General features: G+C 44.7%; 15 protein-coding genes and 1 pseudogene. 2 read left to right on the top strand and 14 right to left on the bottom strand.

Translation table 11 applies throughout. The features are described from left to right. Positions 1-133 precede the first annotated feature (133 nt). The 9 genes and pseudogenes from GT674_RS11185 to GT674_RS11145 form a co-directional block, all read right to left on the bottom strand. A complete protein-coding gene (locus tag GT674_RS11185) occupies positions 134-826 on the bottom strand; it encodes an LrgB family protein (protein WP_161285763.1) in 693 nt (230 codons plus the stop codon). A 1-nt stretch (position 827) separates the two neighbouring features. Beyond that, positions 828-1,184, bottom strand: coding sequence for a CidA/LrgA family protein (locus GT674_RS11180; RefSeq protein WP_161285762.1), 357 nt, complete (start codon positions 1,182-1,184; stop codon positions 828-830). A gap of 149 nt (positions 1,185-1,333) precedes the next feature. Beyond that, positions 1,334-1,627 (bottom strand): annotated as a pseudogene (locus GT674_RS11175) (polyphosphate kinase 1); the annotation flags it as partial. Between the two features lie 26 nt (positions 1,628-1,653). Continuing rightward, positions 1,654-2,661 carry an aldo/keto reductase gene (locus GT674_RS11170; protein WP_161285760.1) on the bottom strand — a complete coding sequence of 336 codons (1,008 nt, stop codon included), beginning with the start codon at positions 2,659-2,661 and terminating at the stop codon, positions 1,654-1,656. A gap of 100 nt (positions 2,662-2,761) precedes the next feature. Then, positions 2,762-3,319 (bottom strand): elongation factor P, encoded by a 558-nt coding sequence (efp, locus tag GT674_RS11165; RefSeq protein ID WP_161285759.1) that lies wholly within the window; start codon positions 3,317-3,319, stop codon positions 2,762-2,764. 74 nt (positions 3,320-3,393) lie between these two features. Continuing rightward, a complete protein-coding gene (locus GT674_RS11160; protein ID WP_161285758.1) occupies positions 3,394-3,906 on the bottom strand; it encodes a shikimate kinase in 513 nt (170 codons plus the stop codon). After that, on the bottom strand, positions 3,903-4,406 hold the full coding sequence (locus GT674_RS11155; RefSeq protein WP_161285757.1) for a YqeG family HAD IIIA-type phosphatase: 504 nt from the start codon (positions 4,404-4,406) through the stop codon (positions 3,903-3,905). Before GT674_RS11155 ends, GT674_RS11160 begins: the two co-directional genes overlap by 4 nt. A gap of 14 nt (positions 4,407-4,420) precedes the next feature. After that, a complete protein-coding gene (locus GT674_RS11150; RefSeq protein ID WP_161285756.1) occupies positions 4,421-5,782 on the bottom strand; it encodes a citrate/2-methylcitrate synthase in 1,362 nt (453 codons plus the stop codon). A 172-nt stretch (positions 5,783-5,954) separates the two neighbouring features. Further along, positions 5,955-7,175, bottom strand: a complete 1,221-nt coding sequence (locus GT674_RS11145; protein ID WP_161285755.1) for an aminotransferase class I/II-fold pyridoxal phosphate-dependent enzyme — start codon at positions 7,173-7,175, stop codon at positions 5,955-5,957. 305 nt (positions 7,176-7,480) lie between these two features. Here GT674_RS11145 and gdhA point away from each other — a divergent pair, with 305 nt between their 5' ends. Beyond that, complete coding sequence (gdhA, locus tag GT674_RS11140; protein WP_161285754.1) at positions 7,481-8,815, top strand: NADP-specific glutamate dehydrogenase; 1,335 nt, start codon at positions 7,481-7,483, stop codon at positions 8,813-8,815. Between the two features lie 88 nt (positions 8,816-8,903). Here the strand turns inward: gdhA and sigG are convergent, their stop codons facing one another. Both sigG and GT674_RS11130 read right to left on the bottom strand, forming a co-directional pair. Next, complete coding sequence (sigG, locus tag GT674_RS11135) at positions 8,904-9,683, bottom strand: RNA polymerase sporulation sigma factor SigG (RefSeq protein ID WP_161285753.1); 780 nt, start codon at positions 9,681-9,683, stop codon at positions 8,904-8,906. 103 nt (positions 9,684-9,786) lie between these two features. Continuing rightward, on the bottom strand, positions 9,787-10,050 hold the full coding sequence (locus GT674_RS11130) for a YlmC/YmxH family sporulation protein (RefSeq protein ID WP_161285752.1): 264 nt from the start codon (positions 10,048-10,050) through the stop codon (positions 9,787-9,789). 156 nt (positions 10,051-10,206) lie between these two features. Here GT674_RS11130 and nrdR point away from each other — a divergent pair, with 156 nt between their 5' ends. Continuing rightward, the gene (gene nrdR / locus GT674_RS11125; RefSeq protein WP_161285751.1) at positions 10,207-10,659 is read left to right on the top strand and encodes a transcriptional regulator NrdR; all 453 of its coding nucleotides are present in this window, start codon (positions 10,207-10,209) and stop codon (positions 10,657-10,659) included. 10 nt (positions 10,660-10,669) lie between these two features. Here nrdR and pap read toward each other — a convergent pair whose 3' ends face one another. From pap to GT674_RS11110, 3 genes are all read right to left on the bottom strand, one after another. Then, on the bottom strand, positions 10,670-12,142 hold the full coding sequence (gene pap / locus GT674_RS11120) for a polyphosphate:AMP phosphotransferase (protein WP_161285750.1): 1,473 nt from the start codon (positions 12,140-12,142) through the stop codon (positions 10,670-10,672). A 70-nt stretch (positions 12,143-12,212) separates the two neighbouring features. Beyond that, on the bottom strand, positions 12,213-13,193 hold the full coding sequence (locus tag GT674_RS11115) for a LacI family DNA-binding transcriptional regulator (RefSeq protein WP_161285749.1): 981 nt from the start codon (positions 13,191-13,193) through the stop codon (positions 12,213-12,215). Positions 13,194-13,224: 31 nt separating this feature from the next. Continuing rightward, complete coding sequence (locus tag GT674_RS11110) at positions 13,225-14,643, bottom strand: PTS transporter subunit EIIC (RefSeq protein ID WP_161285748.1); 1,419 nt, start codon at positions 14,641-14,643, stop codon at positions 13,225-13,227. Positions 14,644-14,696: the final 53 nt, after the last annotated feature.

The following is a 14,696-nucleotide window of genomic DNA, read 5'->3' as shown; positions in this document are numbered from 1 at the left end:
GTTAGCCATTTTTTTTCTTTTTTCAGATAAATTCAGAGAGGGTATGACTCGTTGTGAGCCATACCCTCTCTGCTTTGGAACTATCTATTTCCCGACAGCCCCTTTTTGTTATTTTGTCATTTTTATATTTTATTTACCAGATGTAGGAAAAGATCGAAGCTCCGATAACTGTACAGAGACCGCACACAACGATTGCCAGACTGCTCATGGCACCTTCCACTTCTCCAAGTTCCATTGCTCTTGCAGTTCCTACAGCATGAGAAGCTGTACCGATTGCAAGTCCTCTCGAAATAGGGCTCTTAATACGAACCAGCTTGCAGATATATTCCGCTGACATATTTCCAAGAACTCCTGTGATGATGATCACTGCCACAGAAATTGTCACATATCCACCAAGTTCCTCCGAAACGCCCATACCGATCGCTGTTGTGATGGACTTCGGCAGCATAGTCACATATTCCGCGTGATCCAGGCCAAAAAGCACGGACATGGCAAGTACGGAACCAAGGCTTGCAAGCACTCCCGAAAAAACTCCTCCCAGGATCGCAAGGATATTTTTTTTCAGCAGATCCAGCTGCAGATACAGCGGGATTGCCAGACATACGGTCGCCGGTGTCAGAAGATAACTTAAATACTTGGCACTCAGATTGTAACTCTCATAGTCTACATGAAAGACCAGCAGAAATGCTATGACTAAAACAATCGAGATCAGGAGCGGATTTAATACTGCCAGCTTCCACTTACGCTGTGCTGCCAGTCCGATCTCATATGCCAGCAGACTGATCACAATTCCTACTGTTGCTGAACTCATAACTAAATTGTCCATCTTACTTTTTCTCCCTTCTTCTGGAAATCAGGAAATCTGTAACCTTTCCTGTAACGATCATAACGATAAACGTAGATAAGATCGTGATCACCAGAAGCGGCGCCAGAAAGGACTGCAGCTGGCTCCAGGAAGTAATAAGTCCTGCACCTGCCGGAATAAACATAAGCGGCATGATCTCAATCAGAAATTCACCGGTTTCTTTCACGTGCTCTACCTTGATCGCTCTTGTAAGCAGAAGCACAAACATCAGAATCAATCCATAAATACTGCCCGGTATCGCAAGCGGGATAAAATACTTCATGATTTCCCCCGCACAGGTCACAGCAAGGATGATTCCAAACTGTCTTAGATATTTCACTTTTTTTCGCCTCCTAAAAACTCAACTGCCGATTATTATATCACATCCTTTTTCGACATAACAAGTCAAAAAAAAGCACAAAAAACTGCCATTATAATGGCAGTTTTTTATGTAACAGTTAAAGAATGTCAATTTTTGGTCACAATCTTTCATTGCAGGGCATTGTTGTACGCAGACTCATAGAAAAATTTCTGAGAATTCAGCGGCGTATCTTCCTGTCTGTATATCAGATGATAATTTCCCTCTTCATCTTCTTCTCTGGCCTTCTGATTGTCACTAAGCATTGTAATAAACATCTCTTCCAGCCGCTGTGCAATCTCCGGGTCATAGATCGGTGTGGCTACTTCGACACGGTGGACAGTATTCCTTGTCATAAAGTCTGCAGATGCAATATAAATCTTCTTTCTTTCCCCGCATCCAAAAATATAGATTCTTGAATATTTATTACTGTAAACGATTACAAATATTTTTATTCTCCCATGTCCCTGGCGCACTTCTTCAGTTTTTCACGAATCGGCAGATGATACGGGCATCTTGGCTCACACTTTCCGCAGCCAATGCAGGCGGAAGCCTTCACCTTGAGCGTACTGTAACGATCCTTCGCCCAGTCAGCCAAATCGTATCTCTGAAGATAACCGGCAAACAGAAATACATTTGGAATATTGATTCCGACAGTACACGGGGCACAGTAGTTACAGCGGCGGCAGAAATCGGTGCCGAGCTGTTCGCGGACTTTATCCATTTCCTTTAATTCTTCCTGCGTAAGCGGCTCTGTATTGGAACATGCAGCCAGGTTCTGCTCCAGTTCGTGTATCTCTGCCATTCCCGGGATCACTACGGTCACATCCGGATTGGAACAGACATAACGAAGAGCCAGGGATGCATCCTCGATCGCGCCCCCCGCCAGCGGTTTCATAACAATAAAACCGATGTTCTTTTCTGCACATTTGTGAATCAGTTCTGCTCCCTGCTGCTCAACGATATTATATGGGAACATGATCGTTTCCACCCAGTCCAGTTCCAGTGCACGCTCAAAAACCTCTGTAGAATGTGCAGTCAGTCCGATGTGTCCGATCTTGTCGGCAGCCCTCGCCTCCATAAGAGCCTCCAGTGCACCGCCTTCTCCCATCACCTGATCGAGCTGCTCCATACTTGGATTGTGTACCTGATAAAGATCAATATAGTCTGTACGGAAGTTTCCAAGACTTGTCTCAATATCTGCTGCCATTGCTTCTTTTGTCCGGGACATGGATTTGGTTGCAAGTACAAATTTGTCACGGATTCCCTCCAGGCCATAGCCGATATACTGTTCACTGACCGTATATCCTCTCGCAGAATCAATATAGTTGACTCCCTTCTCCATCATCTCGTGGAGCAGCTTTCTTGTACCTTCCTCGTCAATCTTCTGGATCGGAATCCCTCCAAATCCCATACGTGAAATCTTTAATCCTGTTTTTCCTAATGTTCTGTATTCCATATTTTCTCCTCTGATATATCTGGACGCATCCTCGCGGAGCGTTTTTCACATGAAAAATACCACCGAATCTCTCCGGTGGTATCCTATCATTTCTTATAAATTATACACGAGACAGATATTCACCTGTTCTTGTATCGATTTTAAGTTTGTCACCCTGGTTTACGAACAGCGGAACCTGAACCTGTGCACCTGTCTCAACAGTTGCCGGTTTGGTAGCACCCTGTGCTGTGTTTCCAGCGAATCCCGGCTCAGTATCAATAACCTCAAGTTCTACGAACAGAGGCGGCTCGATTGCATATACATTGCCGTTCCAGGAACAAATCTTAACTACTTCATTCTCTTTTACGAATTTAAGAGAATCGCCTACCTGATCTTTGGTCAGTGCAACCTGATCATAGGTCTCAACGTTCATGAAGTTGTAAAGATCTCCGTCATTGTACAGGTAGCTCATATCTACACGATCGATACGTGCCTGTGGGAATTTCTCTGTAGGACGGAAAGATCTTTCCAGAACTGCTCCTGTGATGATATTTTTATATTTGGTTCTTACGAATGCAGCGCCCTTTCCAGGTTTTACATGCTGGAACTCAACGATCTGACATACATTTCCTTCAATCTCAAGTGTGATACCGTTTTTGAAATCACCTGCTGAAATCATTTTAATATCCTCCTTCTTATGTTGTCACTGCTAATTATTTTATAATACACATGAAGATTTTTCAACTACTTTTTTTATTGTGCAGCTAATTTCTCTTCGATTTCCTTAATAAGCTCCTCAAACGGCTTTTCTCCGGTAACAACCGTAATGTCTGCAAACTTCTCATAGACCGGATCTCTCTGCTTCAGAAGCTTCTTGATCTTCTCATCACGGTCATCTCCATCCAGCATCGGATCCTTGCTGGAGCCTTCCAGACGCTTCTTAAGAGTTGCCAGTGAACCTTTGAGATAAACGATCGTACCGACTTCTTTCAGATATTTCTCATTCTGCTCCTGCAGCGGAAGCCCTGCTCCCAGAGAAATAACCCTGCGCTCACTGTCCTGGATAAACTGTTTGAGTGCCACTGTCTCCAGTGCACGGTAATACGGTTCACCAAACCGCTGAAATATCTCTCTGGCAGACATATTCATCTTTCTTGTGATAAGTCTCTCCAGATCAACAAATGATAATCCCAGATCCTTGGACAGTTGTTTTCCTACTCTTGTTTTACCTGAACCCATAAACCCGATGATCACCACATGGTTCATGAAATCCCCTCCTCTTTCTTATAAAAGTGTAATACTATTTTTTCCAGATAGCGTTTAAGCACGATCTGGATTTCTTCTTTTGGATTGATCGGCTTTACCAGGATGTTGCGGATCCCTGCTCTTTTGGCACCGTATACATCTGTAAAAAGCTGATCTCCGATAAAAATGGTATTTCCGGTGTCCGTTCCCAGAATCTCCATTGCCTTGTTATAGTTACGCACAGAAGGCTTGTGTGCGTTCTCAATATAATTCACACCAACCGCATCATTAAAGGAAGAAACTCTCTTTCTCTGGTTGTTGGATAAAAGGCAGCAGCCAAATCCCAGCTCCTTAAGATGCTCAAACAACGCGATCGCGCGTGCATCTGCCGGTGCCCCGTGCGGTACAAGTGTATTATCAATGTCAAAGATCAGACCTCTGTATCCTTCCTGATACAGCCTGTCAAAATCGATCACGTATGTAGAATCTACATATTCATCCGGAAAAAAACACCGAAACATTTTTATCTCCTGTCTTATCTTTCTTTGAGCGGCACATACTGTGCCTCAGGAAGCACATTCTTGTATGCAGGACGAATGATCTTGTCTGTATTGATAAGCTCCTCCATACGATGTGCGCTCCAGCCTACGATACGGGCTACTGCAAACATTGGTGTATACAGTTCCAGCGGAAGATCCAGCATACTGTAAACAAAACCACTGTAAAAGTCCACATTGGCACTGACACCCTTGTAGATGCGACGTTCTTCTGCAATGACCTGCGGCGCCATCCATTCCACCATAGAGTACAGTCTGTAATCCTTCATACGTCCCTTTTCTTTGGCAAGACTTTCTACAAAGCTTCGCAGAACTTCCGCTCTCGGGTCGGAAACAGAGTAGATCGCATGTCCCATACCATAGATCAGACCTCTCTTATCAAAGACCTCTTTGTGCAGAAGACGCTTAAGATATTCTCTTACCTCATCCTCATCTTCCCAGTCCTTAACTTCCTTCTTCATGTCCTGGAACATCTGGATTACCTTGATGTTGGCACCACCGTGCTTCGGTCCCTTAAGAGATCCCAGTGCAGCAGCGATCGCCGAATATGTATCCGTTCCTGATGATGATACTACATGTGTGGTAAAAGTAGAGTTATTACCACCGCCGTGCTCCATATGAAGGATAAGCGCAAGATCCAGGATCTTCGCCTCAAGATCTGTGTACTTCTTGTCCGGGCGGAGCATACGAAGAATATTCTCAGCTGTTGAAAGTTCTTTCTTCGGATTATGAATATAAAGACTCTTGCCTCTTACATAATGATTATACGCCTGATAACCATATACTGACAACAGCGGGAAGATACTGATCAGATTCAGGCACTGACGCAGTACATTCGGAAGCGAAATATCATCCGGATTATTATCATAAGAATACAAAGTCAGAACACTTCTTGACAGGGCATTCATAATGTCACGTCCCGGTGCTTTCATAATAACATCTCTGACAAAATTTCGCGGCAGTGACCTCTGATTTGCCAGAAGCTCCTTGAATTCCTCAAGCTGCTTCTCATCCGGCAGTGCGCCAAACAGAAGAAGATAGGTTGTCTCCTCAAATCCAAAACGCTTATCTTTTACAAAACCGGCCGTAAGGTCTTTGATATTGTAGCCTCTGTAATACAGACTTCCTGCACAGGGAACTTCCTTACCATCTACAACCTTAACAGCCTGCACATTAGAAACCTGCGTCAGACCGGCAAGGACACCCTTACCATTGATATCACGCAGGCCGCGCTTTACATCATACTTGCCATACAGAGAAATATCCATGGTAGTATGATCCTTGCACGCCTCTGTGAGCCGTTCGATCTCCGGAGTTACTTTCATATTAAATCCTGACATATATATTCTCCTTTCAAATCCTCTGATTTCTCTCGATCATTCTCCCTCCTAAATGTTGTTACTGCTTTCTTTCCTGCAGTTCAACAAGCGCCAATTGCCGCCATAGTTATATAACGCAGTAGATATAGTATACCATCAAAACGGATTTTGGTCTATCCCAAAAATTCAGAGCTTATTTTCCCTGACGATATGTACTGAGAAACTCCCGAAGTTTCTGTGATGCTGTCTCAAGCTGTCTGATATTCGGCAGATAAACCACGCGGAAATGATCCGGTGCTCCCCAGTTGAAGCCTTTTCCCGGCACAAGAAGCACCTGCTTCTCATGAAGGAAATCCAGTGCAAACTGCTCATCATCTGTAATATTGAATTTCTCAATATCCAGCTTAGGGAAAATATAGAATGCCGCATGCGGCTTCACAACACTGATTCCCGGAATATCCTTCAATGCATTGTAGATACATTCTCTCTGTTCATAAACCCTTCCGCCCGGTTTTATATACTCAGTCACACTCTGGTAACCGCCAAGAGCTGTCTGAACGATTGCCTGCGCCGGTACATTGGAACAGAGACGCATAGATGAAAGCATCTTGATTCCCTCTATATATCCCTTTGCGCGATCCTTCGCACCGCTTAAGATCATCCATCCGATACGGAAGCCTGCAATCATGTGGGATTTGGAAAGGCCGGAAAACGTCACGCAGAATACATCTGGTGCAAGAGATGCGATAGATGTATGCTTATAATCATCCATGACCAGACGGTCATAAATCTCATCCGAAAAGATGATCAGCTCTTTTTCTCGGGCAATCTGTGCAATCTGCTCCAGAACTTCTTTCGGATAGACGGCTCCTGTCGGATTGTTCGGGTTAATGATAACGATTGCCTTAGTCCTGTCTGTGATCTTACTTCTGATATCCTCGATATCCGGATACCAGTCAGACTGTTCATCGCAGATATAATGTACAACCTTTCCTCCTGCCAGAGTTGCCGTTGCAGTCCATAACGGATAATCCGGTGCCGGGATCAGAATCTCATCGCCGTTATCCAGAAGTGCCTGCATGCACAGATTGATCAGCTCACTGACTCCGTTTCCTGTATAAATATCATTCATGGTCACATTCGGAATACCTCGAAGCTGTGCATACTGCATGATCGCCTTACGCGCTGAAAAGATACCCTTGGAATCAGAATATCCCTGTGATGTACGGATATTGCTCAGCATGTCCAGGATTACTTCCTGAGGAGCAGAAAAACCAAAAGGATATGGATTTCCGATATTCAGTTTCAGAATCTCCTTGCCTTCTTCCTCCATCTTCGCCGCCTCGTCCACCACCGGGCCTCTTACATCATACAGTACATTATCGAGTTTGGCTGATTTGTCAAATGTTCTCAATTTTTTCACTCCTCTCTGAGAATTTACATATTTTTTACTATAATCTCATATTCAGGGCATTTTCGCAAGATGTAAAAATTTCGTAACTGTTCAGTACCCTCACAGTTACGAGCCAAAATGCATTCCAAATCACCTTCGGTGATGGCATTTTGCTCTATTATTCATGCAAATTTAGTAAGATTATAAAAAAAATTAATATTTATCTTTTCAACTTTACCACTTTCGTGTATAATAGTGCGTGGGCATTTGTAAGCCTGACAAAGACGTAGTTTAATATACGCAAACAGACGAGGAGGAAAATCAACATGTCTTACACAGAAGAAGTTTATGAAAGAGTCGTTGCACAGAATCCTGGCGAACCGGAGTTTCACCAGGCAGTAAAAGAAGTTCTGGATTCCCTGAAGGTTGTTATTGACCGTAACGAAGAGAAATATCGCAGCCTTTCCATTCTGGAACGTCTGGTAGAGCCAGAGAGAATCATTTCTTTCCGTGTTCCGTGGGTAGATGATAACGGCAAAGTACAGATTAACAAAGGATATCGTGTACAGTTCAACAGTGCGATCGGACCTTACAAGGGCGGTCTTCGTTTCCATCCGACAGTAAACCAGAGCATTCTTAAATTCCTTGGTTTCGAGCAGGTATTCAAGAACTCTCTTACAGGTCTTCCGATCGGTGGTGGTAAAGGTGGTTCCAACTTCGATCCGAAGGGCAAATCTGACAGAGAAGTTATGGCATTCTGCCAGAGCTTTATGACAGAGCTTTCCAAATATATCGGAGCTGACACAGATGTACCGGCCGGTGATATCGGTGTAGGCGGACGTGAGATCGGTTATCTGTTCGGACAGTACAAACGCGTTCGCGACCTCTATGAAGGTGTTCTGACAGGTAAAGGACTTACCTATGGCGGTTCCCTGATCCGTACAGAAGCAACTGGATACGGTGTTGTATACATTCTTAACGAACTGATGCAGTCCCGCAACGATTCTCTTGAGGGCAAAACTGTTGTCGTAACAGGTTCCGGAAACGTTGCAATCTACGCAGTTCAGAAGGCAACTCAGCTTGGTGCAAAGGTTGTTGCAATGTGCGACTCCAACGGATACATCTATGATCCGAACGGAATCCAGCTTGATGTTGTCAAAGACATCAAAGAAGTTAAACGTGGACGTATCAAAGAATATGCTGACCGCGTAGAAGGTGCTGTCTACACAGAGGGTGTTGGAATCTGGAACATCAAATGTGATGTTTATCTTCCATGTGCAACTCAGAACGAACTTGATGTTGACGGCGTAAAAGTACTTGCAGCTAACGGATGCAAGTACATTGTAGAAGGTGCAAACATGCCTACTACAAGAGAAGCTACAGACTATGCTATGGCTAACGGAATCTTCTTCCTTCCTGGCAAAGCAGCCAACGCCGGCGGTGTTGCTACTTCCGCACTGGAAATGAGCCAGAACTCCCAGAGACTTTCCTGGACATCTGAAGAAGTTGATGCAAAACTTCATCAGATCATGAAGGATATCTACGCTAAAATCGACGATGCTGCAAAACGTTATGACCTCAAAGATAACTTTGTTGCCGGCGCTAACATTGCAGGTTTCGAAAAAGTGGTAGATGCAATGATCGCTCAGGGTATTGTCTGATTGATTTCCTCCTCACTTATATACTGAATCACAAAACGCTCCGGTCTTTATGCCGGAGCGTTTTTTTCTGAATGAAGATGCTGTACCGTTACGAACGAAGATAATTTCTCATATTCCGCAGTGCTGTTTTTTCCAGTCGACTGACCTGTGCCTGGGAGATTCCAATCTCCTGTGCTACTTCCATCTGCGTTTTTCCTTCATAGAATCTCATGTCTATAATATGTCTTTCCCTTTCACCAAGCCGGTTCATTGCTTCCTGAAGAGACAGATTTTCCAGCCAGTAATCTTCTTTGTTTTTTTTATCACTGATCTGATCCATCACATACAGGGTGTCTCCTCCTTCCGCATACACCGGTTCAAAAAGACTGACCGGATTCTGGATCGCATCGAGGGCATACACGATCATTTTCTTTTCCACCCCGATCTCTTCTGCAATCTCTGCGATCGTCGGTTCCTTCAGATTCTTTTTTATATAATTTTCTTTTGCATAAATCGCCTTGTACGCAATGTCGCGGAGAGAACGGCTGACACGGATACTGCTGTTATCCCTGAGATAACGTCTGATCTCACCCATGATCATCGGCACTGCATAAGTAGAAAATCTGACCATTAAGGTCGTATCAAAATTATCAATGGCCTTCATAAGTCCGATGCATCCGATCTGAAAAAGATCATCTGCATTTTCGCTGCTGTTTCCAAAGCGCTTGATCACACTTAAAACAAGCCGCAGGTTCCCTTTGATGTAACGCTCCCTGGCTTCCTTGTCTCCTGCTTTTATCTTCTCAAAAAGCTCCTCTTTTTCCTCAGGGGTCAGAACCGGAAGACTGGATGTATTTACTCCACAGATCTCAACTTTATTTAGTGCCATCGAAATATCCTCCTTATTTCATTTGGTACTAAAATGATTCGCAGGGAGGATATGAATTATACTTTTTTGCAGAAAATATAAAAAATATAAGTCCTTGACATTTTTACAAAAGGCGGTCTTTTCGAAATGCTTTTTCTTCTCGTATCTCTACCAGGATAATATCTTCCCCGATCTGACAGACACTATTCCAGGGAATGATATATTCACTGTCTCTTCCCCACAGGCAGCAGAACTTGCCCGGTCCCGGCACGATCAGTGCTGTGATCTTCCCGCTTTTTTCATCGAATTCCAGATCCACCGGACAGCCAAGGCTTTTGCAGGTGCAGGTATTTATGATTTCTTTCTGTTTCAATTCACAAAGACGCATAAATATACCTTTTTCCGTAACTGCTCAGTGCCCTCACAATTACGTTTTTTCCAAAATATATGCAGAAAATATGTGAAATATGTGCCGTCTTTTATTGACATCGACAGAAAAAATACAGTATAATTAGTCCATTAAATGGAAAAGAGGGATACTTACGTGAGATGTCCATTTTGTAATCAGGATAATACCAAGGTCGTTGATTCCCGGCCTGTAGAAGATACGAATGCGATCCGCAGGAGAAGGATGTGTGAATCTTGCGGCAAGAGATTTACCACCTACGAGAAGGTTGAAACCATTCCCTTAAGTGTCATTAAGAAGGATCAGACAAGAGAAGCTTATCACCGCTCCAAGATCCAGGACGGTGTTCTTCGTGCGTGCTATAAACGTCCGATTCCTATTGAAACGATCGAGTCCATGATCGACTCTATTGAGGGTTCTATTTTTGAGAATGCAGATAAAGAAATCTCCAGCACCCGTATCGGTGAGATTGTCATGGAGCATCTCAAAGATCTCGATGCTGTTGCATATGTCCGCTTTGCATCCGTATATCGTGAATTTAAGGATGTAAGCACCTTTATGGATGAACTGAAGAAGTTTATGGAACCATAAAAAAAGGCCCTTATTTCAGGGCCTTTTCTATTTCTTTGATCACGATCTTGAGTGCTTTGATACGTGCATATTTTTTGTCCACTGATTCTAGGATATGCCATGGAGCGTAGGCAGTACTTGTTTTTTTGAGCATTTCATTGACCGCGTCCTCGTACTGATCCCATTTCTCACGGTTTCTCCAGTCCTCGTCTGTGATCTTCCAGCGTTTCTCCGGATTATTCTGACGGTCATTAAATCTCTCAAGCTGTGTATCCTTGTCGATCTGAACCCAGAATTTAATGATCACCGCACCCCAGTCTGACAGTTCTTTCTCAAATTCATTCATTTCATTATAGGCACGTTTCCAGTCATTTTCACTGCAAAAGCCCTCCAGACGTTCCACCATGACACGTCCATACCAGGTACGGTCAAAAATTGCAATATGACCATTCTTCGGAAGTCTCGTCCAGAAGCGCCACAGATAATGACGGGCTTTTTCATGCGGTTCCGGACTGGCGATCGGATGCACCTCGTAACCTCTCGGATCAAGTGCACCTGTGATTCTTTTGATATTTCCACCCTTGCCAGCTGCATCCCAGCCTTCATAAGTAATGATCACCGGGATTCTCGCACGATACAGACGATTATGAAGTTCACTCAGCTTATCCTGAAGCTTCTTAAGTTCTTTCTCATATTCTTCGTCATCGATTGTCTTGCCGGTAAGCTCGATATCTTTTAGCTTCGGCATCTTCACCAGCGGAAAAACATTCTGGAGGATCGGAACCGAATGGCTCTGGTTCTGCAGTGCAACTTCAATACTGCTGACCAGCGTATCCATCACCTGCAGCTCCGCCCATTTCTTGTCCTTCGCATCTATGATATACCATGGAGAAGTTGATGCATTGGTGTCCTTAAGATAACGGTCATAAACCTTTTCACATTTGTGATAATGTTCCTGCTGCCATTTATCAAAATCCGACACTCTCCACCGGGTATCCTTACTTGCGCACAGCCTGTCCATACGCTCTTTCTGTTCCTCTTTATCAATATGCATAAAGAATTTCAGCACCAGATATCCGTTGTCCGTAAGCTGACGTTCAAACCGGCGGATACTTTCGATCCGTTTCTCATAGTCCTCGCCCTCCAGCTTCTTATTCAGAACCTCCTGCGTAGTCTGCTCCATCCAGCCTGCATCCAGAAAAGTAAATTTGCCCTGTTCCGGGATCTGGCACATATAGCGGTACAGAAATGGTCTGCGTAATTCCTCCTCAGATGGCACTGACATTGTTGCCACCTTAAAGAATCTGGGATCAATATTCTTGATGACCTTGCCGATCATACTGCCCTTACCTGCTGCACTCCAACCCTCAAAAAGCACCAGTACCGGTATCTTGTGCTCCTTGATCTTCATCTGGAGATCATACAGCTTCTTTTTTGCCACATCCAGCTGCTGTTTCAGTTCTTCTTTCTCGGGAGTTTCTCCCGGAATCCATGTCTTCAGCAAAAAACGCACCCCATTTCTTTTATTTGTTATAACTGTTCAGTACCCTCACAGTCACCCTTCTAAATAGTTACTATTTGTTATTTATATGTGCAAGAAGATAGCCAAGCTTCACTTCCCTCACTGCGGTTTCACCCTGCCCCATCATTTCTATAAGCATCTCCACTGCCATCTCTCCGCTCTTCTCATAGAAAAAATGAACGGTAGGGATCGGCGGTATCATCACTCTTGTAATTTCAGAATCCCCATGTCCGGCAACCAGAATATCCTCCGGCACTCTCTTTCCATGTTCTTTCAGATAGCGTATCGCTCCTGCTGCCATAGTATCCGTTGCACAGATAACAGCATCCAGATCCGGATATTTCTCCAGCAATTCTCCCGTCTTCTCGTATCCGGAATCAGAAGTAAAGGCAGCAATAACCATCTGCTGTGCACAGTCTGGTATACCGGCTTCACTGACCGCATCCTCATAACCGCGAAAACGCTCCGTACCGACTGCCTTATCCTGTATGATCGCACCGATATATCCTGGATTTCTCCTGCCCATGGCAACCACTGCCCCTGTCAGGTCTCTGGTAGCATGATAATCATCATGATATATGCAACAATGACCGGGATACTGCTGCCCGACCAGGATCACGGGAACCGAGAGCTTCTTAAGAGCACGCTTATGCTCTGCTGTCAGGATTGTCGCCGCAAAGATCACACCATCCACCTGTTTGTCATTAAAAGCAGCCAGATACTCCAGTTCTTTCTTTGGATTATTCTGCGTCACCGCAAGAAGCATCTGATAACCACTTTCATTCAATACAGAAAGTATTCCCTCGACAATTTTTCCTATGCTTGTGGAAGCAACCTTCGGTACGATCACTCCGATCATTTTGGTTTTTTTTGTGCGGAGTGTCTGCGCCTGAACCGACGGCCGGTAACCTGTCTGTTCTACAACCTTGCGAATTGCTTCTTTCTTTTCTTCCGAAATATATCCGTTATTAAAATAACGGGAAACTGCCGCGCTGGATACACCTGCTAACTTTGCTATTTCACTTATATTCATGCTTTTCCCCTTTGCTGTAGTATACCACAATTCATCTGTTGTTACCATTAATTTTCTGTGTTGTTTCCTTGGAATCCTCCGGGGATTCCTTCCAGCAAAGCCAGGTCAGTACAAATGCAACTGCAAAGGAGATTGCCAGCATGAGTGCATACTGTACGGAATAGTCCAGTGTCGTAAGGAATCCGGGGATTCCGGTAACTCCGTAGGAAGTTGCTCCGATATGGAAAATGGTCCCTGTCAAAGCTCCTGCCGCACCGCCGATCATACCGCATACAAACGGTTTCATGAAACGAAGATTCACCCCAAAGATTGCCGGCTCTGTAATTCCAAGTGCTGCCGATAATGCAGAGGGAACCGCAACAGATTTTGTCCTGGCATTTCTTGCTTTAAGACCGACTGCGAGGCAGGCAGCACCCTGTGCAAAGTTTGCTGCGGATGCGATCGGCATCCAGATATTCAGTCCGTCAGAGGCAAGCAGACCTGCTTCTATGACATTGTACATATGATGGATACCGCATACTACTGTGAGCGGATAAATCGCACCCATGATCATAGCCCCGATTCCATGTCCTACGGTGATGATCCAGGATGCAAACGCAAGTACATAAGTTTCTGCCGCAGAAAATACCGGTCCGATCAGTCCGATGGTAAGAAAACCGGTGATCAGTACCGCGCACAGCGGCGTCACAAAAAGGTCGATCATCTCCGGAACATGCCTGTGCAGCCAGTTTTCCAGCTTACACATGATCCAGACTGCAATGATAACAGGAATCACATGTCCCTGATATCCAACCTGCCTGATCGGAAGACCAAGCAGATGCCATACCGGAATATCCGCTGCGTCCATAGAAGCTACAGACCACGCATTGATAAGATTCGGATGAATCATGATCATGCCGATAACTGCACCCAGAAAAATATTTCCGCCAAATACCCTTGCTGCTGACACTGCGATCAGAATCGGAAGGAAAGTAAAGGCTGTGTTTGAAAACAAATCCAGGATCCCATACCAGTCACTTCCCGCAAAAGCAGGCATTGCTCTGCCAAGTGCCTCTACCAGCCCCATCATAAGACCGGAGGCTACAATCGCCGGAAGGATCGGTACAAAGACATCTCCAAGTGCCTTGACCATCCGCTTGAATACCGGCTGCTTCGCTGCCGCTGCTGCCTTCACTTCTTCCCCGGTCGCTGCACTCATCCCGCTGATAGCAATAAACTCATCATATACCTTATTTACCGTTCCGGTTCCGATGATGAGCTGTAGCTGTCCGTTGTTGCTGAAAACACCCTTTACTCCATCAATATTCTCCAGCTTCTTCATATCGATCCTGCTGTTATCTACTGTCACCAGACGAAGTCTTGTTGCACAGTGTGCTGCACTTACAAGATTGGCTCTGCCGCCCACGGTGTCAAGGATTTCTTTCGCACACTTTGCGTAGTCTGCTGCCATAGTCACCCCCTCTTTCCCTCTGTTTTTACATTCCGCCCTGTGCGTATATTGTT

It is taken from the genome of Blautia sp. BIOML-A1 (assembly GCF_009883055.1).
Classification (GTDB): domain Bacteria; phylum Bacillota; class Clostridia; order Lachnospirales; family Lachnospiraceae; genus Blautia_A.
This window is presented reverse-complemented; position numbering and strand designations above follow the sequence as displayed.

Coding starts and splice junctions, on each gene's coding strand:
- GT674_RS11185 (WP_161285763.1), bottom strand. CDS start 826: ATGGACAATTTAGTTATGAGTTCAGCAACAGTAGGAATTGTGATCAGT.
- GT674_RS11170 (WP_161285760.1), bottom strand. CDS start 2,661: ATGGAATACAGAACATTAGGAAAAACAGGATTAAAGATTTCACGTATG.
- efp (WP_161285759.1), bottom strand. CDS start 3,319: ATGATTTCAGCAGGTGATTTCAAAAACGGTATCACACTTGAGATTGAA.
- GT674_RS11160 (WP_161285758.1), bottom strand. CDS start 3,906: ATGAACCATGTGGTGATCATCGGGTTTATGGGTTCAGGTAAAACAAGA.
- GT674_RS11155 (WP_161285757.1), bottom strand. CDS start 4,406: ATGTTTCGGTGTTTTTTTCCGGATGAATATGTAGATTCTACATACGTG.
- GT674_RS11150 (WP_161285756.1), bottom strand. CDS start 5,782: ATGTCAGGATTTAATATGAAAGTAACTCCGGAGATCGAACGGCTCACA.
- gdhA (WP_161285754.1), top strand. CDS start 7,481: ATGTCTTACACAGAAGAAGTTTATGAAAGAGTCGTTGCACAGAATCCT.
- sigG (WP_161285753.1), bottom strand. CDS start 9,683: ATGGCACTAAATAAAGTTGAGATCTGTGGAGTAAATACATCCAGTCTT.
- GT674_RS11130 (WP_161285752.1), bottom strand. CDS start 10,050: ATGCGTCTTTGTGAATTGAAACAGAAAGAAATCATAAATACCTGCACC.
- GT674_RS11115 (WP_161285749.1), bottom strand. CDS start 13,193: ATGAATATAAGTGAAATAGCAAAGTTAGCAGGTGTATCCAGCGCGGCA.
- GT674_RS11110 (WP_161285748.1), bottom strand. CDS start 14,643: ATGGCAGCAGACTACGCAAAGTGTGCGAAAGAAATCCTTGACACCGTG.